22 protein-coding genes are annotated in these 23,308 nt (G+C 69.4%); 13 read left to right on the top strand and 9 right to left on the bottom strand.

Annotated elements, in window-relative coordinates; translation table 11 throughout:
* Positions 1 to 21 precede the first annotated feature (21 nt).
* Together ACEVQ6_RS15640 and ACEVQ6_RS15635 are read left to right on the top strand one after the other, a co-directional pair.
* Positions 22 to 276, top strand: coding sequence for a type II toxin-antitoxin system prevent-host-death family antitoxin (locus ACEVQ6_RS15640; RefSeq protein WP_374889978.1), 255 nt, complete (start codon positions 22 to 24; stop codon positions 274 to 276).
* Positions 273 to 701, top strand: coding sequence for a type II toxin-antitoxin system VapC family toxin (locus tag ACEVQ6_RS15635; protein ID WP_374889951.1), 429 nt, complete (start codon positions 273 to 275; stop codon positions 699 to 701). The genes ACEVQ6_RS15640 and ACEVQ6_RS15635 overlap by 4 nt, the downstream gene beginning before the upstream one ends.
* Here the strand turns inward: ACEVQ6_RS15635 and ACEVQ6_RS15630 are convergent.
* From ACEVQ6_RS15630 to cyoA, 5 genes are read right to left on the bottom strand one after another with little or no spacing between them, the layout of a single operon-like run.
* Positions 673 to 1,389, bottom strand: coding sequence for an SURF1 family protein (locus ACEVQ6_RS15630; protein ID WP_374889950.1), 717 nt, complete (start codon positions 1,387 to 1,389; stop codon positions 673 to 675). The two genes, ACEVQ6_RS15635 and ACEVQ6_RS15630, sit on opposite strands and share 29 nt — an antisense overlap.
* Positions 1,386 to 1,790 carry a cytochrome o ubiquinol oxidase subunit IV gene (locus ACEVQ6_RS15625; RefSeq protein WP_374889949.1) on the bottom strand — a complete coding sequence of 135 codons (405 nt, stop codon included), beginning with the start codon at positions 1,788 to 1,790 and terminating at the stop codon, positions 1,386 to 1,388. Before ACEVQ6_RS15625 ends, ACEVQ6_RS15630 begins: the two co-directional genes overlap by 4 nt.
* Entirely contained in the window at positions 1,790 to 2,416 is a 627-nt protein-coding gene (gene cyoC / locus ACEVQ6_RS15620; protein WP_374889948.1) for a cytochrome o ubiquinol oxidase subunit III, read from the bottom strand. Before cyoC ends, ACEVQ6_RS15625 begins: the two co-directional genes overlap by 1 nt.
* 6 nt (positions 2,417 to 2,422) lie before the next feature.
* On the bottom strand, positions 2,423 to 4,426 hold the full coding sequence (gene cyoB / locus ACEVQ6_RS15615; RefSeq protein WP_374889947.1) for a cytochrome o ubiquinol oxidase subunit I: 2,004 nt from the start codon (positions 4,424 to 4,426) through the stop codon (positions 2,423 to 2,425).
* Positions 4,427 to 4,438: 12 nt separating this feature from the next.
* Positions 4,439 to 5,653 (bottom strand): ubiquinol oxidase subunit II, encoded by a 1,215-nt coding sequence (cyoA, locus tag ACEVQ6_RS15610; protein WP_374889946.1) that lies wholly within the window; start codon positions 5,651 to 5,653, stop codon positions 4,439 to 4,441.
* Positions 5,654 to 5,875: 222 nt separating this feature from the next.
* Here cyoA and ACEVQ6_RS15605 point away from each other — a divergent pair, with 222 nt between their 5' ends.
* A complete protein-coding gene (locus tag ACEVQ6_RS15605) occupies positions 5,876 to 7,213 on the top strand; it encodes an MFS transporter (protein ID WP_374889945.1) in 1,338 nt (445 codons plus the stop codon).
* 184 nt (positions 7,214 to 7,397) lie between these two features.
* Positions 7,398 to 7,688 carry a hypothetical protein gene (locus tag ACEVQ6_RS15600; RefSeq protein ID WP_374889944.1) on the top strand — a complete coding sequence of 97 codons (291 nt, stop codon included), beginning with the start codon at positions 7,398 to 7,400 and terminating at the stop codon, positions 7,686 to 7,688.
* A 245-nt stretch (positions 7,689 to 7,933) separates the two neighbouring features.
* Here ACEVQ6_RS15600 and ACEVQ6_RS15595 read toward each other — a convergent pair whose 3' ends face one another.
* Entirely contained in the window at positions 7,934 to 9,550 is a 1,617-nt protein-coding gene (locus ACEVQ6_RS15595) for a GMC family oxidoreductase (protein ID WP_374889943.1), read from the bottom strand.
* Between the two features lie 108 nt (positions 9,551 to 9,658).
* Here ACEVQ6_RS15595 and ACEVQ6_RS15590 point away from each other — a divergent pair, with 108 nt between their 5' ends.
* Complete coding sequence (locus ACEVQ6_RS15590; RefSeq protein WP_374889942.1) at positions 9,659 to 10,567, top strand: LysR family transcriptional regulator; 909 nt, start codon at positions 9,659 to 9,661, stop codon at positions 10,565 to 10,567.
* Here ACEVQ6_RS15590 and ACEVQ6_RS15585 read toward each other — a convergent pair whose 3' ends face one another.
* Positions 10,568 to 11,464: a LysR substrate-binding domain-containing protein gene (locus ACEVQ6_RS15585; protein ID WP_374889941.1), complete on the bottom strand. Its 897-nt coding sequence runs from the start codon at positions 11,462 to 11,464 to the stop codon at positions 10,568 to 10,570.
* A gap of 147 nt (positions 11,465 to 11,611) precedes the next feature.
* On the opposite strand from ACEVQ6_RS15585, the gene ACEVQ6_RS15580 reads away from it, so the two are divergent.
* The 4 genes from ACEVQ6_RS15580 to ACEVQ6_RS15565 all read left to right on the top strand — a co-directional run bounded on the left by ACEVQ6_RS15580 (position 11,612) and on the right by ACEVQ6_RS15565 (position 16,445).
* Positions 11,612 to 12,862, top strand: a complete 1,251-nt coding sequence (locus tag ACEVQ6_RS15580) for an aromatic ring-hydroxylating oxygenase subunit alpha (protein ID WP_374889940.1) — start codon at positions 11,612 to 11,614, stop codon at positions 12,860 to 12,862.
* A complete protein-coding gene (locus ACEVQ6_RS15575) occupies positions 12,852 to 13,889 on the top strand; it encodes an FAD-binding oxidoreductase (protein WP_374889939.1) in 1,038 nt (345 codons plus the stop codon). Before ACEVQ6_RS15580 ends, ACEVQ6_RS15575 begins: the two co-directional genes overlap by 11 nt.
* Positions 13,890 to 13,964: 75 nt before the next feature.
* The gene (locus tag ACEVQ6_RS15570) at positions 13,965 to 16,001 is read left to right on the top strand and encodes an oxidoreductase (protein ID WP_374889938.1); all 2,037 of its coding nucleotides are present in this window, start codon (positions 13,965 to 13,967) and stop codon (positions 15,999 to 16,001) included.
* A gap of 48 nt (positions 16,002 to 16,049) precedes the next feature.
* Positions 16,050 to 16,445 (top strand): GFA family protein, encoded by a 396-nt coding sequence (locus ACEVQ6_RS15565; RefSeq protein WP_374889937.1) that lies wholly within the window; start codon positions 16,050 to 16,052, stop codon positions 16,443 to 16,445.
* Between the two features lie 10 nt (positions 16,446 to 16,455).
* Here the strand turns inward: ACEVQ6_RS15565 and ACEVQ6_RS15560 are convergent, their stop codons facing one another.
* Positions 16,456 to 17,592 (bottom strand): acyltransferase family protein, encoded by a 1,137-nt coding sequence (locus ACEVQ6_RS15560; protein ID WP_374889936.1) that lies wholly within the window; start codon positions 17,590 to 17,592, stop codon positions 16,456 to 16,458.
* 147 nt (positions 17,593 to 17,739) lie between these two features.
* Positions 17,740 to 18,948 carry an ROK family transcriptional regulator gene (locus ACEVQ6_RS15555; RefSeq protein ID WP_374889935.1) on the bottom strand — a complete coding sequence of 403 codons (1,209 nt, stop codon included), beginning with the start codon at positions 18,946 to 18,948 and terminating at the stop codon, positions 17,740 to 17,742.
* A gap of 277 nt (positions 18,949 to 19,225) precedes the next feature.
* Here ACEVQ6_RS15555 and ACEVQ6_RS15550 point away from each other — a divergent pair, with 277 nt between their 5' ends.
* The 4 genes from ACEVQ6_RS15550 (at position 19,226) to ACEVQ6_RS15535 (ending at position 23,299) form a co-directional block, all read left to right on the top strand.
* Positions 19,226 to 19,969, top strand: a complete 744-nt coding sequence (locus tag ACEVQ6_RS15550) for an ATP-binding cassette domain-containing protein (protein WP_374889934.1) — start codon at positions 19,226 to 19,228, stop codon at positions 19,967 to 19,969.
* Between the two features lie 42 nt (positions 19,970 to 20,011).
* Positions 20,012 to 20,992 carry an ABC transporter permease gene (locus tag ACEVQ6_RS15545; RefSeq protein ID WP_374889977.1) on the top strand — a complete coding sequence of 327 codons (981 nt, stop codon included), beginning with the start codon at positions 20,012 to 20,014 and terminating at the stop codon, positions 20,990 to 20,992.
* Positions 20,993 to 21,088: 96 nt separating this feature from the next.
* Positions 21,089 to 22,105, top strand: a complete 1,017-nt coding sequence (locus tag ACEVQ6_RS15540; protein ID WP_374889933.1) for a sugar-binding protein — start codon at positions 21,089 to 21,091, stop codon at positions 22,103 to 22,105.
* 69 nt (positions 22,106 to 22,174) lie between these two features.
* Positions 22,175 to 23,299 (top strand): Gfo/Idh/MocA family protein, encoded by a 1,125-nt coding sequence (locus ACEVQ6_RS15535; RefSeq protein WP_374889932.1) that lies wholly within the window; start codon positions 22,175 to 22,177, stop codon positions 23,297 to 23,299.
* Positions 23,300 to 23,308 lie beyond the last annotated feature (9 nt).

Below are 23,308 nucleotides of genomic sequence, written 5' to 3'. Positions count from 1 at the left end.
CGTTGCCGCATGAGGAGCGCCATGACCGTCACCACGCTTTCGAGCCGCGCGCTGAACCACGACGTCGGCAGCGCCAAGCGCGCCGCGCTGAACGGGCCGGTGATCATCACCGACCGCGGCCGGCCGTCCCACGTCCTGATGAGCTACGAGGCCTACCGCGCGCTGACGGGCGGGCGCCGCAGCCTCGTCGAGGCGCTGGCGATGCCCGGCCTGTCGGAGATCGAGCTTTCGCCGCCGCGGGCCGTCATCGCCGCGCGAGACCTCGACCTGTCGTGAGCTGGCTCCTCGACACCAATATCGTCTCGGAACTGCGCAAGGCGGGCGACGGGCGGGCCGATGCGAACGTCGTCGCCTGGATCGGCGCGCGCGACGCCGGCCTCTTCCACCTTTCGGCCATCACCATCCTGGAACTGGAGCGCGGCATCCTCGGCGTCGCGCGGCGCGATGCCGCGCAAGGGGTCCGGCTCAGGGCCTGGCTCGACGGGCATGTGCGCCCGGAATTCTCGGGCCGCATCCTGTCCGTCGACGACGCTGTCGCCACCCGCGCCGCCCGCCTCCACGTGCCCGACCGGAGGAACGAGGCCGATGCGCTGATCGCCGCCACCGCCCTCGTTCACGGGCTCTCCCTCGTCACCCGCAACACGCGGGACTTCGAGGGCTGCGGCCTCGACCTCATCGATCCCTTTCAGGCGCCCGCCTGACGCGGACAAGGAGGACGGCGAGCCCGCCGGCGAGCGCGAACCAGGTCAGCGCGTAGGAGAGGTGGCTGTTGCGGAAGGAGACGACGGTGAGCCCGCCGAGCGGCAGGCCGTCGCCCGCGCGTTCGGCATCGAGGAAATAGGGCGCGGCCAGACCGAGGCGAAGCGTCGCGCCGATCGCCGCCGTGTCGCGCGAGAACCAGCGCCCGCCCGCCGGATCGTTGCGCCTGAGGAAGCCGCCGCCGGGCTGGCTCATCCTGAGGAGACCGGCGACGGTCCTGTCGCCCCCCGGCAGCGGCCGGTCCTCGGCGGCCCGGCGATCGGCGGGCACGAAGCCGCGATTGACGAGGAGGCGCCAGCCCGCCTGCGTCTCGAAGGGCGTCATCACCCAGAAGCCGGGCCCACGCTGCGTCACCGCCTGCACCAGCACGTCGGCGCCGGGCAGGTAGCGGCCGGTGACGGAAATGCGCCGGTACTCGTCGCTGTCGGCGCGAAGCGCCGGCCAGTCGGCGGGACCGGGGGCTGCGACCGGATCGGCGGCAAGCCCCGCCTCGACCCTTGCGATCAGCGCCGTCTTCCAGGCGAGGCGCTGCACCTGCCAGACGCCGAGGCCGAGGAAGACCGCGACGAGAAGGAGGCCGGGGACGAGGACGAGGCGCCGGAAGCACCGCCCCGTCCCGGCCGGGCTCACGAACCGAAGCCCTGCGTCTCGGCCGCCGGCGCGTCGCCGTGGTTCATCTGCGGCATCATGTTGGCGTTGAGGTTGAACATCACCCAGAGCGAGCCGGCGAGCATGATGACCACGACGATGACGGTGAAGATCATCGACAGCATCGTCCAGCCCTCGTCGGACTTGCTGTTCATGTGCAGGAAATAGACCATGTGGACGAGGATCTGCACCACGGCGAAGCCGATCACCACCAGCGCCGTCACCGCCCGGCTCTCGAAGCCGCCGGTCATGACGATGGCGAACGGGATGACCGTCAGGATCACCGACAGGACGAAGCCGGTGAGGTAGGAGCGGTAGCTGCCGTGGTCGTGGCCGTCATGGGCCTCCGGATGCGGCTGCGGCTCGATGGAATGGGTCGACATCAGATCATCCCCAGAAGATAGACGAAGGTGAAGACGCCGATCCAGATGACGTCGAGGAAGTGCCAGAACATGCTGAGGCAGGTCATCCGGCGCCGGTTGGCGGCGATCAGCCCCTTCTTGGAGATCTGCACCATCAGCGTCACCAGCCAGATCGAGCCGAAGGCGACGTGCAGGCCGTGGGTGCCGACCAGCGCGAAGAAGGCGGAGAGGAAGCCGGAGCGCTGCGGCCCGGCGCCCTCGTGGATCAGCTCGTAGAACTCGTAGAGTTCGAGCGAGAGGAAGGCGAGGCCGAAGAGGAGCGTCACCGCCAGCCAGAGGAGCGTTCCCGCCCGGTTGCCCTTCAGCATGGCGAGCATGGCGAAGCCGAAGGTGATCGAGGAGACGAGCAGGAAGCCGGTGTTGATGGCGACCAGCGTCAGGTCGAACAGCGCCTTCGGCCCGGGGCCGGCGGCATAGTTCTGCCCGAGCACGCCGAAGACGGCGAAGAGCACCGCGAACATCAGGCAGTCGCTCATCAGGTAGACCCAGAAGCCGAGGCTGGTGGAGGCCCCGTCCTCGTGGTGGTGCGGCTCGGTCTCCCAGTAGGAGACGTCGCCCGGCTCGGTGGTCGTGGTCGATGCGCTCATGATGCGTCAGGCTCCGGCCCGTGCGAGGTCGCGGTCGCGCGCATCCTCGACGCGCGCGACTTCGTCGACCGGCACGTGATAGTCGCGGTCGTAGTTGAAGGTGTGGGCGATCGCCGCGGCGACGAGGGCGGCGAAAGAAAGCGCCGCCAGCCACCAGATGTACCAGACGAGCGCGAAGCCGCAGACGGTGGCGAGCCCGGCGAGCACGACGCCGGCGCCGGTATATCGCGGCATGTGGATCGCGAGATAGGCGGCCTTCGGCCGCTTCGCCCCGACCGCCTTCATCTCGGTCCAGGCGTCGATGCCGTGCACCACGGGCGTGAAGGCGAAATTGTAGGCGGGCGGCGGCGAGGACGTCGCCCATTCCAGCGTGCGGCCGTCCCAGGGATCGCCGCTGACGTCCGGGTTCTCCTTGCGCCGCCAGATCGACACGGCGATCTGGACGAAGAAGGCGGCGATCCCGATCGCGATCAGGACGGCGCCGAGCGCCGCGATCGCGAACCAGATGCGCAGGTCCGGATCGTCGAAGACGCGCATGCGCCGGGTGACGCCCATCAGGCCGAGCACGTAGAGCGGCATGAAGGCGGCCCAGAAGCCGGTGACCCAGAACCAGAACGACACCTTGCCCCAGAAGACGTCGAGCGTGAAGCCGAAGGCCTTCGGCCACCAATAGGCGATCGCGGCGAAGCAGCCGAACAGCACGCCGCCGATGATGACGTTGTGGAAATGGGCAACGAGGAACAGCGAATTGTGCAGGACGAAGTCGGCCGGCGGCACGGCGAGCAGCACGCCGGTCATTCCTCCGACGGTAAACGTCAGCATGAAGGCGACCGTCCACATCATCGGCAGCTCGAAGCGCACCCGGCCCTGATACATGGTGAACAGCCAGTTGAAGATCTTCGCGCCCGTCGGCACCGAGATGATCATCGTGGTGATGCCGAAGAAGGCATTGACCGAGGCGCCCGAACCCATGGTGAAGAAGTGGTGCAGCCAGACGAGGTAGCTCAAGATGGTGATGCAGACGGTGGCGTAGACCATCGAGGAATAGCCGAACAGGCGCTTTCCGGAAAAGGTCGAGGTGACCTCCGAGAAGACGCCGAACAGCGGCAGGATCAGGATGTAGACCTCCGGATGGCCCCAGATCCAGATGAGGTTTATGTACATCATCGCGTTCCCACCAAGGTCGTTGGTGAAGAAGTTGGTGCCGACATAGCGGTCGAGCGTCAGGAGGATCAGCGTCATCGTCAGGACGGGGAAGGAGGCGACGATCAGCACGTTGGTGCAGAGCGAGGTCCAGGTGAAGATCGGCATGCGCATCAGCGTCATGCCGGGCGCCCGCATCTTAACGATGGTCACGAGCAGGTTGATGCCCGACAGCGTCGTGCCGACGCCCGCCACCTGCAGGCCCCAGATGTAATAGTCGACCCCGACCCAGGGACTGTAGCCGATGCCCGACAGCGGCGGGAAGGCGAGCCAGCCGGTCTGGGCGAACTCGCCGACGAAGAGCGAGGCCATGACCAGCACCGCGCCGCCGACCGTCATCCAGAAGGAGAAATTGTTGAGGAAGGGGAAGGAGACGTCGCGCGCGCCGATCTGCAAGGGCACGACATAGTTCATGAGACCCGTGACGAAGGGCATCGCCACGAAGAAGATCATGATCACGCCATGGGCGGTGAAGATCTGGTCGTAGTGGTGGGCGTTGAGATAGCCTTCCGAGCCGTTGAAGGCCCAGACCTGCTGGATGCGCATCATGATCGCGTCGGCAAAGCCGCGCACCAGCATGACGAGGGCCAGGATGATGTACATGATGCCGATCTTCTTGTGATCGACGGAGGTGAACCATTCCTTCCAGAGGTATCCCCAGAGGCGGTAATAGGTAAGGCCGGCGAGAAGCGCCGCGCCGCCGATGGCGACGACGACGAAGGTGGCGAGCACGACGGGTTCCGTCGGGATGGCGCTCCAGTTGAGCCGGCCGAGGAGAAGGGTGGTGGAGGTGTCTATCGTGGCCATGGCCGCTTCCTGTCAGAGGTTCGACGCGCCGGCATCGGCCGGCTCGGCAAGGCTGATCGCCTCGGGACGGCGCCGGTCGAAGAGGCCGTCCATCAGGCCGCCGGTCCGGACGAGCCCGTGGCCGCGCAGATGCGCCGGATCGCGGGGCACCGCCTCGCTCCAGGCGGGCTTGACGCCGAACATGCGCTCCTCCTCCTCGATCGAGCAGAAGCCGGTGACCTGGAACGGCTCCCAGCCGAGGACGGGGGCGCGGGTGCCGCGGCGGGCGTCCTTGTCATAGGTCAGCGCCGAGACGTTCATCGTGCCGGCAAGGCCGGTGCCGCCCTCGCGGTCGAGCGCCATCATCTCGGCCATGCAGATCTTGCCTTCCTCGACGCACATGTTGACGACGCGGGAGAAGAGATGCGGCTCGACGGCGGCGAAGGTCTCGGGCTTCACGTTCTCGCTCGGCCGCTCGAGGTCGAGATAGGCCGGGCGGTCGAGCGTGCGGCCGCCCGCGCGCGCCGCCGCGACCCAGGCGTCGAAGCCGGCGGCGTCGCTCGCCTTCGCCTTGAAGCGCATGCCGGAAAAGCCCCAGCCGGAATAATGCGAGGCGAGCCCCTGATAGGTGCCTTCCGCGTTGAAGACGCCGTGGAGCGTCGTCTGCATGCCGGGCATGGCGTAGATCATGCCGGCCATCGCCGGGATGTAGAAGGCGTTCATCACCGAGGAGGAGGTGAGCGTGAACTGCACCGGCCGGTCGACCGGGACGGCGAGCTCGTTGACGGCGGCGACGCCGTATTGCGGGTAGATGAACAGCCATTTCCAGTCGAGCGCGACGACCTCGACCTTCAGCGGCTCCTCCGTCGTCAGGGGCTTTTCCGCCGAGATGCGGCCGAGGGGCCGGTAGGGATCGAGCAGGTGCGTGCCGACCCAGGTGAGCGCGCCGAGCGCGATGACGATCATCAGCGGCACCGCCCAGATGATCAGTTCCAGCTTGGTCGAATGGTCCCAGTTCGGCTTGTAGGAGGCCTTCGTGTTCGACGCCCGGTAGTGCCAGGAGAACCAGACGACGAGCAGCATCACCGGCACGATGATGATCAGCATCAGAAGGGTCGACAGGACGAGCAGATCGCGTTGCTGCGCTGCAACATCGCCGGTCGGCGCCAGGACCTCCGCCTTGCAGGCGGACAGAAAGAGAAGGGAAAACAGCAGTATGGCAATTTTCCCAATCGGATTTTCGCGCATGACGCACCTCGACCTTGGCCCGTTCCGGGCTTTGCCGCGATTGGCTTCCCTGTTGCACCTAGTGAAAACTGAGCAGACGCAACATACGACAATTTGTCGCCTGTCAAATTGACACCCGCTGGTGCATGCAGTCCGGCGACACCCGGCCGCAGCCCGGAACATCCCCGTTCCCGGACGCGCGGCCGGCCCTTGACATCGTGTTTCGCGGAGCGATCATACCCCATGGCGGACATCCTCGATACATCCGGCGCAGGACATACGGGCGGCAGCTCCCGCGACGCCGACGACCAGCACGTCTCCCCCTCCGACATCGCCGTCGGCGTCGTCATCGGGCGCGCCTCGGAGTTCTTCGACTTCTTCGTCTTCGCCATCGCCTCGGTGATCGTCTTCCCGGCGCGCATCTTCCCCTTCGTCGATCCGCTGGAAGGCACGCTTTGGTCCTTCGTGCTGGTGGCGCTCGCCTTCGTGGCGCGGCCCGTCGGCACGGCGCTGTTCATGGCCTTCGACCGGCGCTACGGCCGCGTCACCAAGCTGACGCTGGCCCTGTTCCTGCTCGGCACCTCGACGGTGGCGATGGGCCTCGTGCCCTCCTACGAGACGGCCGGATGGTGGTCGATCGCGATCCTGGCGGGCCTTCGCATCGGCCAGGGCCTGGCGCTCGGCGGCGCCTGGGACGGGCTCGCGCCGCTGCTCGCCATCACCGCGTCGAAGGAGAGGCGCGGCTTCTTCGCCATGGTGCCGCAGCTCGGCGCGCCGATCGGCCTTGCGGTCGCCAGCATCCTCTTCGCCTATCTGGTGACGACCCTGTCTGCGGCCGATTTCCTCGACTGGGGCTGGCGCTACCCGTTCTTCGTCGCCTTCGCCATTAATGTCGTGGCGCTCTTCGCGCGGCTGCGCATCATCGCCACGCCGGAATTCCGCCACCTCTTCGAAACCAACGAGCTGAAGCCGAGCCGCATCCGCGACACGGTGGCGCAGGACGGCCGCACGCTGCTGCTCGGCATCTTCGTGCCGCTGGCGAGCTTCGCCATGTTCCACATGGTGACGGTCTTCCCGCTGTCGTGGATCTTCCTCTATACCGACGTGACGCTCGGCTCCTTCCTGATGACGGAAGCGCTGGGTGCGGCGCTCGGCACGCTGTCGATGCTGTTTTCCGGCTGGCTGTCCGACCGCATCGGCCGGCGCAAGATCCTCGTCTGGGGCGCCTGGGCGATCGGCGTCTATGCCGTCGTCGCGCCGACGCTGCTCGGCGCCGGCCGGCTCGGCGAGAGCGGCTACGTGCTGATCGGCTTCGTCATCCTCGGCTTCAGCTTCGCCCAGTCCTCGGGCGCGGTCGCCTCGCTCTTCGACCAGCGCAACCGCTACACGGGCTCGGCCTTCGTCTCGGCGCTCTCCTGGATGTTCGGCGCCGGCTTCGCGCCGCTGACGGCGCTCCTGCTGTCGAGCTGGTTCGGCCTGCCCGCCGCCGGCATCTACCTGCTCTCCGGCGCGATCTGCACGACCCTGTCGCTCTCCGTCGCCCGCCAGATCGCGCTGCATCCGCGGGAAGGCGACCGCTGAGACGGGGCGGCGCCTCGAAGATCCGGGCCGGGTGACGCGCCGCGCGCGCGGCTCCGGAACGCCATTCGCACCCGGCAGACCCGTGCCGGGAGGCTCCGGGACGCGACGCCGAGATACCGGCTGGCCCGCGCCTCCCATGCGCTGAGACGCGCCGGAGCCGCGGCTGCATTATTCGGAGTGCGTCATGGTCCTTGCGCGCAACATCGTCCTGCACAGTCCGATCTTAAAGGAAGCAGACCTGCCGGGTTTCGTCGAACGCTGCCTCGCCGACGGTGTTTCGCTGCTGGCGATCGTCGGTCCGGATGCGCGCAGCGTCGAAGACCGGGTGGACGGGATCGTCATCGGCGATGGCAGCGACCCCGGCCGCTTTCTGTGCACCACGTCCCATCCCGACGAACCGCTCGAGGATGTGCTCGAGATGGCGGAGGCGTGGGAGGCCGGTCCTCCCGGCCCTGTCGAGGAGGTCTTTCTCTGAAGCCTGTCCGGCGACCGCCGGTTCCCCGGGAATGCCCTGCCTCCCTGTTTCAACGCATTGTCCGGACGTCCACTCCGCTCCGGACTTGACGGGACAGGCTCTCTCCTCGTGTTTTGCCGCATGGTCCCTCGCTGAAGCGAGCCCGCTGCGGCCGGACATGCGTCAGCCTTGCGTCTCTCCCGCTCGGAACCCGGGGCCGCCAGCCCCGGGGCAAAGGCGCCATCCCGCCTCGGGCCGGCAACGCCCTACGTCCGCCTGCGGTCCTCGATGATCATGTCGGCGCCCTTCATCGCGATCATCGCGGTCGGGGTGTTGGTGTTGCCGGAGACGATCAGCGGCATGACCGAGGCGTCGACGACGCGGAGCCCGTCAAGGCCGATCAGGCGCAGCCGCGCGTCGACGACGGCGTCGGGATCGTCGTTTCGGCCCATGGCGGCGGTGCCGGCCGGATGGAAGATCGTCGTGCCGATGTCGCCGGCGGCCTTCACCAGCGCCGCCTCGTCGTCGCCGACGGAGGGGCCCGGCAGGTATTCCTCCGGCCGCAGCGCCGAAAGCGCCGGCTGGCGCATCAGCCGGCGCGTGACCCTCAGCGCGTCGGCGGCGACCCGGCGGTCGTCCTCGGTCGAGAGGTAGTTCGGCTGGATCAGCGGTGCCGCCTCCGGCGCCGGCCCGGTGACGCGCACCGTGCCGCGCGAGGTCGGCCGCAGGTTGCAGGCCGCAACCGTGATCGCCGAAAAACGGTGCAGCGGCGTGCCGAACCTGTCGAGGGAGAGCGGCTGGACGTGGAACTCGATGTTGGCGCGGTCGCGGCCGGGATCGGATTTCGTGAAGATGCCGAGCTGCGAGGGCGCCATGGTCAGCGGCCCGCGCCGGCGGACGAGGTAGTCGAGCCCCATCAGCCCCCGGCCGAACAGCGTGTGGTAGCTGTCGTTCAGCGTCCGGGCGCCGGAAATCCGGTAGATCGCCCGCTGCTGCAGATGGTCCTGCAGGTTGCGGCCGACGCCGCGTCGCTCCAGCCGGGGCGCGATCCCCGCCTGTGCCAGAACGTCGCCGGGGCCGATGCCGGAACGGTGCAGCACCTGCACCGAGCCGATGGCGCCGGCCGCAAGCACCAGCTCGCCCCGCACTGTTGCCACGACCTCCGATCCGTCGGCGCGGCGGAAGCGGACGCCGGTGACGCGGCCGTCGCCGATCTCCAGCCGGTCGACGAGGACGCCGGTCTCGACCGTGAGGTTCTGGCGGTGCATCACCGGCTTCAGGAAGCCGCGCGCCGCCGACCAGCGCCGGCCGCGCTTCTGGTTGACGTGGAAATAGCCGGCGCCGTCGTTCTCGCCGCGATTGAAGTCGTCGGTCGCGGGAACGCCCATCTCGCCGGCGGCGGCGCGCACGGCGTCGAGCACCGGCCAGGAGATGCGCGGCGCCTCGACGCGGAAGCCGCCGCCGGCGCCGTGATAGGGCCCCTCGCCGAGGAAATGGTCCTCGATGCGGCGGAACACCGGCAGCACGGCGTTCCAGCCCCAGCCCGGCAGGCCGAGCGCCTCCCAGCCGTCGTAATCGGCGGCCTGGCCGCGCATGGCGATCATTGCGTTGATCGCCGACGAACCGCCGATCACCTTGCCGCGCGGATAGGCGAGCGCCCGGCCGTTCAGCCCCGGCTCCGGCGCGGTGGAGAACATCCAGTCGGCGCGCGGATTGCCGATGGCGAAGAGATAGCCGACCGGGATGTGGAACCAGATCCAGCCGTCGGTGCCGCCCGCCTCGAGCACCAGCACGCGGCGCGCCGGATCCTCCGACAGGCGGTTGGCGAGGATGCAGCCGGCCGTGCCGGCGCCGACGACGATGTCGTCGAAGCTCATGTCCATGCTGCGCTCCTTTCGCGTCCACCCCGCTGCCGCCTCTCCCTTGCCTCTTGACGCCGCCGCCCGCAACGCCGCATCCTGCACAAGCCATGTGCAGCAATGGGAAAACGGATGGACTGGGACGACCTGCGGCTCTTCCTCCATGTCGCCCGTGCCGGCCGCATCACCGGCGCGGCGGCGCGGCTCGGGCTCGACCATTCGACGGTCAGCCGCAGGCTTTCGCGGCTGGAGGCCGCCGTCGGCACCGCGCTCTTCAGCCGGGCCGGGCGGCGGCTGAAGATCAACGCCGCCGGCGAGAGCCTGCTTTCGCTCGCCTCGCGGATGGAGGCGGTGCTGATCCGCGACATCGGCGCCGTCGCCGGCACGGCCGAGGCGGTGACCGGCACGGTCCGGATCGGCGCGCCGGAGGGGCTCGGCGCCGGCTATCTCGGCGCCCGCCTCGACCGGCTCTGCGCCGGCCATCCCGGCCTCGACCTCGAACTCGTCGCCCTGCCGCAGAGCTATTCGCTCGCCTCGCGCGAGGTCGACATCGCCGTCACGCTCGACCGGCCGAAGGCCGGCAGCGTCGCGACGCGGCGGCTGACGGGCTACCGGCTCGGCCTCTTCGCCGCCCCCGCCTATGCGGCGCGCCACGGCCTGCCGGAAACACCCGCCGAGCTCGCGCGCCACCGGCTCGCCGGCTATATCCCGACGCTCCTGCACACCGCCGAGCTCGACTATCTCGACGCGACCGGCGTCACGCTCCGGCCGCAGCTGAAGAGCACGAGCATCATCGCCCAGCGCGCCATCGTCGAGACCGGCCAGGCGATCGGCATCCTGCCCTTCTTCCTCGTGCGGCCGGAGGCGGGGCTGGTGCCGCTTCTCGCCGGAACCTTCACGCTGAAGCGCAGCTACTGGCTGTCCGTCCATGACGACCTGAGGCCGCTCGCCCGCATCCGCGTCGCACTCGACGCGCTGGCGGCGCTGGTGCGCGACGACCAGGACCTCTTCAACGCGCCGCCCGGTGCGCCCGCGCCCTGATCAGGGCCGCATCAGCGCGCCAGTCAGCCAGGCCGCGACCCGCTCGGTCGGCCCCGACGGACGCGCGCCGGCCGGCAGCAGGATGTTGTGCCGCCCCTCGGCCTCGAACTCATGGCCGCCGACCTTGACGAGGCTGCCGTCGTCGAGGAAGGCGCGGATCAGCGTCTCCCAGCCGAGCGCCACGCCATGGCCGGCGCGCGCCGCCGCGATCGCCTCGGTGTAATGGCTGAAGCGCAGCGCCGGCGCGGCCGCATCCGCCTTGACGCCGGCCCGGGAGAACCAGTCGGCCCAGCGGTACCAGCCCCGGTTCGGCACCTCGGTGTCGATGAGGTCGGGCGCGCCGCGCGGAAAGGCGGCAAGATCGTGCCGGGCGGCGTAATCGGGCGAACAGACGGGGAAGACCCGGTCGCCGCAGGACGCGATCGCCATGCCGTCGGAAAAGGGCGGCGTGCCGTAGCGCAGCACGATGTCGACATCGCCGCCGCCCGGCCGCCAGGGCTGGTCCTGCGAGACGACGCGGATCTGGATGTCGGGGTGGAGGCCGCGCACCTCGGCGAGCTTCGGCAGCAGCCAGAAGGCGGAAAAGGCGATGGTCGCGCCGATCGTCACGACGCTGCCGGTGTTGGCGCGCAGGCTCTCGACCGCGTCGGCGATGCCGGCGAAACCGTCGGCGAGCGCGGCGCCGAGCGCCAGGCAGGCCGGCGTCGGCTCGATCGTGCGGTGGCCGCGCAGGAAGAGCGGCCGGCCGAACTCCGCCTCCAGCAAGGCGATCTGCCGGCTGACGGCCGCCTGGGTGACGCCGAGCTCGCGGGCGGCGGCGGTGACGCTGCGATGGCGCACCACCGCCTCCAGCGCGACGAGCGCGGTCAGCGACGGCAGCTTCCGGCGGAACTGCATGGGCGGCCTCCCCGGCATATCGGCGGCGGGACAGCCGCCGCGCCGGCTTTCGCATAACATTTTCTCATGTGTCGCTCAATTATTTCTGCCGTTGTACCAAAAGGGATCCTGCCGCACTCTCGGCCTTCCACGGCATAAGGGAATGTCATGCTGAACCGCCCCTCCCCGATCACCGCCCTTCTCGACGCCCGCGTCGACGGCCATGCGCTGCCCGCCGGCCTCTACACCCGCGCCGACGTGTTCGAGGCCGATCTCGACGTCCTCTTCCGCCGGCACTGGATCTATATCGGCCTCGACTGCGACGTGCCGGAGCCCGGCGACGCCACCGTGATCGATATCGGCCGCACCAGCCTGATCCTTTTGCGCGACGACGACGGGGCGCTCCGCCTCGTGCACAATGTCTGCCGCCATCGCGGCTCGCGCCTCCTCGATCACGGCCCGGCGATCCTGTCGCGCATCGTCTGTCCCTATCACCAGTGGACCTATGCGCTGGATGGCACGCTCGCCCACGCGCCGCACATGGGAACAGGCTTCGACCGTTCCTGCAACAACCTGAAGCCCGTGCATGTGCGCAGCATCGGCGGGCTCGTCTTTGCCTGCCTTTCCGAGACGCCGCCGGACGACATCGACAGGCTCGCGGCGGTGATGGAGGAGCGGCTCGCCCCCTACGGCCTGAAGGACGCGCGCATCGCCCATCAGGTCGACGTGATCGAGGAGGGCAACTGGAAGCTCACCCTCGAGAACAACCGCGAATGCTACCACTGTTCTGCCAACCATCCGGAGCTTTGCGTCTCCTTCGTCGAGATCGACTTCGGCTACGATCCCGACACGCTGAGCGCGGAGGACCGGGAAATGGCGAGGGCGCACGAGGCGCTCTATGCCGAGCGGACGGCCGCCTGGGAGGCGGAGGGTTTTCCCTCCGCGCCCGTCGAGCAGCTCGCCGGCCACGCCACCAATTTCCGCACCCAGCGCCTGATCATCGCCGGCGCCGGCGAGAGCCAGACGCCGGACGCGACGGCGGCCTGCTCCAAACTCCTCGGCACGATGACGCGCAAGGATCTCGGCGACATCCATCTCTGGGCCCACAACGGCTGGAGCCACTTCATGGGCGACCATGCGGTGACCTCGATGGTGATCCCGCTTGCGCCCGACCGCACGCTGGTGCGCACCAAGTGGCTGGTGCACAAGGATGCGGTCGAGGGCGTCGATTACGACCGCGACACGCTGACCAGCGTCTGGACCGCGACGACCGAGCAGGATTCCGCCCTCGTCGCCCGCTCGCAGCGCGGCGTCGAAGACCCGGCCTACATCCCCGGCCCCTACTCGCCCTTCACCGAGCGCCAGCTCGACAATTTCGCCACCTGGTACATCGAGCGGATGCGCGCCCATGGCTATTGAGCCGCAAGGGGCGGCGGACGCCGGGACCGCGCTCGTCTGCGTCGACGTGCACGAGGAGACGGCCGACGTCAGAACCTTCACCTTCGTCGCGGCGGACGGACGGCCCATCGCCTTCGAGGCGGGGCAGTATCTCTCCTTCGACGTCGCGATCGACGGCGCGCGCGAGACGCGCTGCTACAGTTTCTCCTCCTCGCCGCTGCGCCGCAACGCCGTCTCGGTCACGGTCAAGCGCGTCCCCGGCGGGAAGGTCTCCAACTGGTTCCACGACACGGTGACGGCCGGCACGACGCTTGCCGCCAGCGGTCCGCTCGGCCGCTTCGTCCGGCCGGCGGGCGACAAATACCTCTTCCTCAGCGGCGGCTCCGGCATCACGCCGGTGATGGCGATGGTGCGCGAGCTCGCCGACCATGCCCGCCCCGTCGACGCCGTGTTCCTGCATGCGGCGCGCACGCCGCGCGACCTCGTCTTCCGCGCCGACCTCGCCCGGCTCGCCGAGCGGCTGAAGGGCCTGCGCCTGATCCTCCTGCCGGAGACGCTCGCAGGCGAACCGTCCTGGCCGGGGCTTTCCGGCCGCATCTCGCCGGCGCTGATGGCGCTCGCCGTGCCGGACCTTACAGAGCGGACCGTGCTGTGCTGCGGCCCCGCCCCCTTCATGGCGCAGGCGCGCCGGATCGCCGAAGGCGCGGGCGTCGCCCCCGGCCGCTATATCGAGGAGAGCTTCGAGCCGGCCGCCGAGGCGCCGGCGCCGGTCGCGGCGGGCGAGCGGCTCTTCCGGGTCGAGTTCGCGAAGCAGAAGCGCATGATCGAGGTGGCGGCCGGGCAGACGGTGCTCTCCGTCGCGCGCAAGGCCGGCGTGCGGCTGCCCTCCTCCTGCGCCAACGGCCTGTGCGGCACCTGCAAGTCGACGCTGGTCAGCGGCAGGGTCGACATGGCGCACAATGGCGGCATCCGCCAGCGCGAGATCGACGCCGGCCTGTTCCTGCCCTGCTGCTCCAGACCCTTGAGCGACCTCGTGATCGACCGCTGACGCGCGCCTTCCCTTCGCTTGCCCTCCCTTCCCGCCGCGCGGCCCCCGCCACGCCCCGATGACGGAACAGACCCGATGTCCAACGACCCCCTCCTCCAGCCCTTCCGGCTGAAGCACCTGACGCTCAGGAACCGCATCATCGTCACCGCGCACGAGCCGGCCTATCCCGAGGACGGCATGCCGACGGCGCGCTACCGCGCCTACCACGTCGAGCGCGCGAAGGGCGGCGTCGCCATGACGATGACGGCGGGATCGGCGGCCGTCTCGCGCGACAGCCCGCCCGCCTTCAACAACCTGCTCGCCTACAGGGACGAGATCGTGCCGCACCTGAAGGCGCTGACCGACGCGGTGCATGCCGAAGGGGCGGCGGTGATGATCCAGCTCACCCATCTCGGCCGGCGCACCCGCTGGGACAAGGGCGACTGGCTGCCGGTCGTCTCGCCCTCGCACAACCGCGAGGCCGCCCACCGCGCCTTCCCCAAGCAGATGGAGGACCACGACATCGCCCGCATCGTCACGGACTATGCGGACGCGGCCGAGCGGATGCAGGCCGGCGGCATGGACGGCATCGAGATCGAGGCCTATGGCCACCTGATGGATCAGTTCTGGTCGCCGCTGACCAACACGCTCGAAGGGCCCTATGGCGGCAGCCTCGACAACCGGCTGCGCTTCACCTTCGAGGTGCTGGAAGCAATCCGCGGCCGCGTCGGCCCCGATTTCATCGTCGGCCTGCGCCATGTCGGCGACGAGGCGGTCGAGGGCGGCATCGACGCCGGCGAGGGCACCGAGATCGCGCTGCGGCTCGCGAAAAGCGGCCTCGTCGATTTCCTCAACGTCATCCGCGGCCATATCGACACTGACCCGGCGCTGACCGACGTCATCCCGATCCAGGGCATGGCAAGCGCCCCCCATCTCGATTTCGCCGGCACGATCCGCGCCGCGACCGGCATGCCGGTGTTCCACGCCGCGCGCATTCCGGACGTGGCGACGGCGCGCCATGCGGTGGCGAGCGGCAAGGTCGACCTCGTCGGCATGACGCGGGCGCACATGACCGACCCGCACATCGTGCGGAAGATCGTCGAGAAGCGCGAGGACGACATCCGCCCCTGCGTCGGCGCCAATTACTGTCTCGACCGGATCTACCAGGGCGGTGCCGCCTATTGCATCCACAATGCGGCGACCGGGCGCGAGGAGCACATGCCGCACCGGATCGAGACCGCGCCGGCGCCGCGCAGGATCGTCATCGTCGGCGCCGGGCCGGCGGGGCTCGAGGCGGCGCGCGTCGCCGCCGGGCGCGGCCATGCCGTGACCGTGTTCGAGGCGGCCGACCGGCCGGGCGGCCAGGTGCGGCTGACGGCGCTGAGCCCGCGCCGGCGCGAGATGATCGGCATCATCGACTGGCGCGTGGCGCAATGCGAGAAGGCCGGCGTCGCCTTCCACTTCAACACCTATGCCGAGGCCGACACGGTGCTTGCCGAGGCGCCGGACGTCGTCGTCGTCGCCACCGGCGGCCTGCCGCACACGGAGATCCTGTCGGCCGGAAACGACCTGGTGGTCTCGGCCTGGGACATCCTTTCCGGCGACGTGAAGCCCGGCGCAAACGTGCTCGTCTTCGACGATGCCGGCGACCACGCGGCCCTGCAGGCGGCCGAGGTGCTGGCGAAGGCCGGGGCGAAGGTCGAGATCATGACGCCCGACCGCAGCTTCTCGCCCGAGGTGATGGGGATGAACCTCGTTCCCTACATGCGCGCGCTGCAGCCGCACGACGTCACCTTCACCGTCACCTACCGGCTGCTTTCGGTCGAGAGACGCGGCAACGGGCTCGCGGCCCTGATCGGCAGCGATTATGGCGGCGTCACGCGCGAGCGCCTCGTCGACCAGGTCGTCGTCAACCATGGCACGCGGCCGCTGGACGAGCTCTATTTCGCGCTGAAGCCGGCGTCCTCCAATCTCGGCGAACTGTCGCACGCGGCCTTCATCGACGGCCTGCCGCAGGATGTCCTGCGCAATCCGGCGGGCGCCTTCCAGCTCTTCCGCATCGGCGACGCGGTTGCCGCGCGCAACACCCACGCGGCGATCTATGACGGGCTGAGGCTCGCCAAGGACCTCTGAGCGGTGTAACGCTCAAAGGACCGTGCCGATGGCGAAGGGAGAGGCGGGATGGCGGAGGATCTGACCGGCGGGTGCCTGTGCGGCGACATCCGTCTCGTGGCGCGCGGCGCCCCCTACCGCGTCGGGCTCTGCCACTGCCTCGACTGCCGCAAGCATCACGGCGCGCTGTTCCATGCCTCGGCCATCTTCCCCGAGGACGCCGTGACGGTGACCGGCGCGCCGCAATCCTATGCCGGGCGCTTCTTCTGCCCGCGCTGCGGCGGATCGGTGTTTGCGCGCACGGGCGACGAGGTCGAGGTCCATCTCGGCGCGCTCGATGCGCCGGACCGGCTGGTGCCGACCTACGAGAACTGGACGGTGCGGCGCGAATCCTGGCTGCCGCCTTTCCCGCTCGCGCGGCATTATCCGGGCGACCGCGAGGGCGAAGGGCGCGGCGAGCCGTAAGCCGCGCGCCTCAGCCGCGAGGCGCGACCCTCCGGCCGAGCCGGCCGTCGCGCAGGAGCGCTGCGACCTGCGCGCCGAAGGCGATGCCGGGCTTCTCCAGCCGATGATGCAGCAGGCCGGCAAGCGCGAGCGACAGCGGATAGGCGGCCGCAAGCGTCAGCGCCGCCATCGTGCCGTAGCCGAGCCCGGCAAGGGCGGCACCGGCGACGAGCAGCTCGATCACCGGATAATGCGCGAGGTAGAGCGGGTAGGAGCGCGCGCCGAGCGCCTCGACGGGCGGGTTTTCGAGCAGCGGCCGAAGCGCCCGCGTCAGGACCGGCAGCGCGCCGATCGCATGGACGAAGAGGAGCGCCCAGAGGAAGAATTCGAGATGGGCGGGACGGGCGAGCGCCAGCGCCCCGGTCAGCGCCAGCGCGAGCACGCCGAAGAGCCGGGGGCGGCGCTCGATCGCGGGCAGGAAGAGGCGGCTCGCGATGCCGACCGCGAACCAGTGCAGCGCGCCCGGCAGGAAGCTCGGCAGCACGAAGCTGCCGAAGACGCCCGTCTTGTAGGCCATGAAGGCGCCGAGCGCGGCAAGGCAGAGGGCGGCCGCGCCGAGCCGGGTGGAGAGCGCGGCGAGCACGAAGGGCGCGATCAGGTAGAACTGCCATTCGAGCGACAGGCTCCAGGCCGGCGGCAGGAAGAGGAATTCCGAACCGTAGAAGACCGTGTCGGGGATGACGCCGTGCAGCATCGTCAGATGGGCGATCAGGTGGGCCGGATAGCCGAGGCCGGCGCTGCTCTCGATCTGGCCGGAGAGGCGCGGGCTGATCGGCAGGAGCTCGCCCCAGGGATGGGTCGGCAGGACGTGGAAGAACAGGCCGGTCGCGACCAGGCCGAGCGCCAGGCAGGCGAGATAGACCGGATAGAGGCGGAAGAAGCGCCGGGTGATGTAGACGCCGTAGCGTTCGCGGCGCTCGGTGAGGAGATGGGTGATGACGAAGCCGCTCAGCATGATGAAGACGCGCACCGAGACGTCGCCGAAGGCCTGGAAGAACGGATAGATCGCCGCTCCGTTCGCCACGCCGGTCAGCTGCACCGCATGCGACAGGACGACCGCCGTCGCCAGCAGTCCCCTCGCGCCGTCAAGCCCGCGAAAGACCCTCATCACCGGCCCCCGTTTCGAGTGAGGCGCCGATAGTGCGCACAGGCCGGGACCGGCGGCAATGGCCGCGCCGGCACTCTCTGCGGTTAAGGTTACCCGGGCGTCCCGACGGGATCGGCCGCCCCTCGGCCAGCCCTCTCAGCCCGCCCCTCACCCGGCCATGTCGCGGTCGATGCGCGCGGCGTGGAAGCAGCGCTGGTGGGCGATCGCGGCGACGCCGACGGCGCATTCGTAGGGTTCGAGGCTGAAGAGGCTGAGCTGCGGCGCCGGCAGGCCGGGAACGATGCCGTCGGCGACGGCCCGTTCGAGGTCGTCGCGGAAAAGCGAGAGCACGGGCCCGAGGGCGCCGCCGAGGAAGATGGTCGAGGGGTTGAAGATATTGGCGAGGCTGACCATGCCGAGCGTCAGCGCCTCGATAAGGTCGCCGACGGCGGCGACCGCGCCCGCCTCGCCGGCGCGATAGGCCGCCGCCGCATCGCCGGCGAGCGTCTCGAAGGCGGCCTCCGTCAGGTCGTCCGTGCCCTTCCAGGCGCGCGCCAGCGCGTCGAGCCCGACCCGGCTTTCGAGGCAGCCGCGATGGCCGCAGCTGCATGTCGCCCCGCCCGCGCCTGCCGGCCCGATGCGCATGTGGCCGAGCTCGCCGCCCGCCCCGCTCGCCCCGCGCATCAGCCGGCCGTTGATCACCGCCGCGCCGCCGCAGCCCCTGCCGATGACGAGAAAGACCGAGCAGCCCTCCTGCAGCTCCGGCAGGGTGTAGACCGTGCCGAAGGCGGCGGCGTTGGCGTCGTTCTCGACGAAGCAGGGCCGGGCGACCGCCGCCTGCAGCGGGGTCAGCAGGTCGACCGCCTTCCAGCCGAGGATCGGCAGGTTGACGACGAAACCCTCGGAATTGACGACGCCCGGCACGGTGACGCCGACGCCCTGGACGCGGCCGGCATAGCGCAGGTCGCGCTCCAGCATCGCCACATGGGCGGCGATCGCCTCGACCACGGCCTCCGGTGCGATGGTGCGGCTGACATGCACGTCGGAGGTGACGACGCTCGCGGCGGTGAGGTCGATCAGCGCGTAGCGCAGGATGCCGACGCCGATCTCGACGCCGAGGAAATAGACCGAGGCCGGATTGAGGGCGAGCGACACGCCGGGACGCCCGGCATCGCGCCCGCCCGGCCGCGCCGCCTCGCCAGGCGCGACCTCGCGCAGGAGCCCTCGGGCGGCGAGCCCGTTGACGAGGCGCGTCACCGAGGCCGGGGTGACGGCGAGATGGCGCGCGATCTCGGCCCGGCTCGCCGGGCCCGACAGCCTCAGGAACCTGAGGATCTGCCGCTCGTTGACCTCCTTGGCCAGCGTCTGGTCCGCCATCGTCCGCGCTCTCCTCCCCTCGCGCCCTTCTCCTCGCGGAAGCCTAGCGCATTTCTTTCCTTTGTAAAAAAATATCTTTCCCGTTCGAGAAAAAATCGACCAGGACCGAGACGGAAAGGAGCAGAAAAAACCGAAAAAGCGGCATGTCGCCCAATATGTCAGCATTCCTGACGCAAATTCCGCGATCGGCGCCCGTAAACAAATCGTTGACAAGCGCGGAGGCTTCCTATTCCTTACTTTAAGAAAGATATTTATCCGGACTTTGGGAGGAGGTTGGATGGAGAGGCTCGCCCGTCTCGAGAACATCGTCATGGAGTTCGGCGCCATCCGCGCGCTCGACGGCGTGTCGATCGACATCAACCGCGGCGAGGTGCTCGGCCTGATGGGCGACAACGGCGCGGGAAAATCGACGCTGGTGAAGACGATCGCCGGCAATTTCCAGCCGACCGCCGGGCGCTACCTGTTCGAGGGCGCCGAGGTGCATCTCTCCGGCCCCGCCGACGCGCGGCGCCACGGCATCGAGGTCGTCTACCAGGACCTGGCGCTCTGCAACAACCTGACGGCCGCCGCCAACGTCTTCCTCGGCCGCGAGGCGATGCGCCGGATCGGCCCGTTCCGCGTGCTCGACAAGGCCGCGATGAACCGGCGCGCGGCCGAGCTCTTCCGCGAACTGAAATCCGAGACGCGGCCCGCCGACCTCGTCGACCGCATGTCCGGCGGCCAGCGCCAGGCCGTCGCCATTGCCCGCACGCGCCTGTCCAATTCCAAGCTGGTGCTGATGGACGAGCCGACGGCGGCGATCAGCGTGCGCCAGGTGGCGGAGGTGCTGGCGCTGATCCGGCGCATGAAGGACCAGGGCCTGTCGGTGATCCTGATCAGCCACCGCATGCCCGACGTCTTCGACGTCTGCGACCGGGTGGTGGTGATGCGGCGCGGCCGCAAGGTCGCCGACAAGCAGATCGCGCAATCGAGCCCGGAGGAGGTCACCGGCCTCATCACCGGCGCCATCCAGACCGCCTGAGGAGGAGAGCCCATGTCCCAGCAAGACACCCCGCCTCCCGGCATGGACGTCGACCTGCTGAAGCGGCACGACCGGTCGCTGCTGCGCCGGCTGATGCTGACGCAGGAAATGTGGATCGCGCTCGCCATCCTCGTGCTCGGCCTCGTCGTGTCGATGATCTCCGGCAAGTTCGCCACTTCCGGCAACCTCTTGAACATCCTGCAGAATGCCTGCTTCATCGGCCTGATGGCGCTCGGCATGACGCCGGTGCTGATCTCCGGCGGCATCGACATCTCGGTCGGCTCGATCCTCGGCCTTTCCGGCGTCAGCCTCGGCATCCTGCTCAATGCCGGCGCGCCCCTGCCGGTCGGCATCGCCGGCGCGCTCTTCATCGGGCTTGCCTTCGGCGCCATCAACGGCGCGGTGATCACGCTCGCGAAACTGCCGCCTTTCATCGTCACGCTGGCGACGCTGTCGATCGGGCGCAGCCTGGCCCTGGTCGTCACCGACAACCAGGTCTTCTACGAATTCGGCACGGCGACGGAGGCGATCCTGGCGCTCGGCGGCGGCTACACGCTCGGCATCCCCAATGTCGTCTACGCGCTGATCGCCGGCGTCGTCGTCCTGCATTTCCTGCTGACCATGACGCGCTGGGGCCGCTACATCTTCGCGATCGGCGGCAACGAGGGCGCGGCCCGGCTCGCCGGCATCCCGGTCGATCTGATCAAGATCTCGGCCTATGCCTTCAGCGGCCTGATGGCCGCCGTCAGCGCCGTCTTCCTCGTCGGCTGGCTCGGTGCGGTCACCAATGCGATCGGCACCGGCTACGAACTGCAGACGATCGCCTCGACCGTCATCGGCGGCGCCTCGCTGACGGGCGGCTTCGGCACGGCGCTCGGGGCCGCGATCGGCTCGATCCTGATCGAGGTGATCCGCAACGCGCTGCTCATCGCCGGCGTCAATCCGTTCTGGCAGGGCACCTTCGTCGGCGGCTTCATCCTCGCCGCGGTGCTGCTCGAACGCATCCGCTCGCTGCGCCGCTGAACCGGCGCGGCAGACAAGGGATTTGCGGCGCGGGAACGGGAGTGCCCGCGCCGTGAAGGAGACCGACTTCTACAGCGAACTCAAGGAGGAGATACCATGTCGCTGTCCAAAGGACTGAAGCTTGCCGCCTCGTCGGCCGTCATCGCGCTCTGCGCGCTCGGCTCGACGGCCAACGCCGCCGACCGTGAATTCGCGCTGGTCTTCAAGGTGCTGAACAACGCCTTCAGCCCGCCGATCGACGCCGGCTGCAAGGAAGCCGCCAAGAAGCTCGGCGACGTCACCTGCACCTATATCGGCCCGACGGAATATGACGAGGCCAAGCAGGTCCAGCTCGCCCAGGACATGATCACCCGCGGCGTCGACGGGCTCGGCATTTCCGCCGGCAACCCGAAGGCGATGGCGCGCATTCTCAAGATGGCGAACGACAAGGGCATCCCGGTCGTCACCTTCGACACGGACGTGCTGCCGGAAGACGCCGGTCTTCGCGCCACCTATATCGGCACCGACAACTATTCCTTCGGCGTCGACCTCGCCAAGAAGGTGCTGGAGCACAAGAAGGAGGGCGGCACGGTCTGCATCCAGTCCGGCGCGCCGGCATCTGAAAACCTCAAGGCCCGCGTCGACGGCATCCGCGACACGCTCGCCGGCACCACCCGCGACAAGCCCGCCGGCCAGCTGACCGGCCAGAACGGCTGGACGGAGCCGGCCGGCTGCCCGGTCTACAACAATGACGACATCGCGCTCGCCGCCCAGCAGGTCCGCGACGTGATGACCAACCATCCCGACCTCTCCGCCTTCGTCGCCGTCGGTGGCTGGGCGCAGTATGCGCCGCAGGCCTACAAGCAGGCGATGGAGCCGCTGAAGGCGCGCCTTGACAGCAAGGACCTCGTCGTCGTCTTCGGCGACAATTTCGGCCCGCAGCTGCCGCTGCTCGCCGAAGGCCTCAGCCACTACAATATCGGCCAGCGCCCCTACGACATGGGCTACGAGACCATCATGGCGCTCGACAAGCTGACCAAGGGCGAGAAGCTCGAGCCCTTCATCCAGACCGGCACCGAGACCTGCACGCCGGAAGACGCGCTGACCACCTGCGGCAAGGTCGCCGCGAAGTAGCAATCCGACCCCGGCCGGCGCGGGAGCGATCCCGCGCCGGCCCCTTCCCTTCCCCGACAGGACCAAACAATGAGACGGCTGAGACTGGGCATGGTCGGCGGCGGCAACGGCGCGTTCTTCGGCGCCGCCCACCGCGCCGCAGCCGCGATGACGGGACGCTTCACCCTTGTCGCCGGCGCGCTCTCCTCCGATCCGGAACGGGCGCGCGACAGCGGCCGCGACCTCGGGCTCGCGCCGGAACGCTGCTACACGAACTTTGCCGACATGGCCGGGCGCGAGGCCGCGCGCGACGGCATCGACCTTGTCGCCATCGTCACGCCAAACCACCTGCATGCGCCGGCCGCCCGCGCGTTTCTTTCCGCCGGCATCAACATCCTCTGCGACAAGCCGCTGACGGCGACGCTTCCCGAGGCGCTGGCGCTCGAACAGGCGGCGGCGCAGAGCCCCTCGCTCTTCGGCGTCACTTACACCAATGCCGGCTTCGACATGCTGCGCGAGGCCCGCGCCATGGTGGCGGCCGGCGAGATCGGCGCGGTGCGCATGGTCCGCGTCGTCTTCCCGCAGGAATGGCTGGCGACGGCGGCGGAAGCGACCGGCAACAAGCAGGCCGAATGGCGCACCGACCCGGCGAAAAGCGGCGCCGGCAGCCTCGGCGACATCGGCACCCATGCCTTCCACCTCGCCGAATTCGTCACCGGCCTGACCGCCACGGAGATCTCCGCCGAGGTCGACACCTTCGTTCCCGGCCGCCGCGTCGACGACAACGTCACGGCGAAACTGCGCTTTGCCGGCGGCGCGAAGGGTCTCCTCTGGATAAGCCAGGTGGCGATCGGCGAGACCAACGGGCTCGCGATCGACGTCCATGGCGATCGCGGCTCGCTCTCCTGGAGCGTCGCCTCGGCCAACACGCTGTCCTTCGCGCCGCTGAACGACCGGCGCAGGGTGATCGACCGCGCCTCGCACGGCACCGCCGTCAAGGGCCTGATGCCGCCCGGCCATGCGCAGGGTTTCGTCGAGGCGCTGGCCCGGCTCTATCTCGACATGGCCGAGCAGATCGAGGCGCGCCGCGACGGGCGCGCGCCCGCCGCCGACGCCCTCCTCCTGCCCGGCATCGCCGATGGCGTCAGGGGACTGCGCTTCGTCGAGGCTGCGCTCCGCTCCGGCGCCACGGACGGCCGGTGGACCGAGATCTGACAGGAGACC

It is taken from the genome of Ensifer soli, assembly GCF_041928815.1.
GTDB lineage: Bacteria > Pseudomonadota > Alphaproteobacteria > Rhizobiales > Rhizobiaceae > JBHFEI01.
Note: the sequence above shows the minus strand (reverse complement) of the source record. Positions and strands in the feature narration are given on the sequence as shown.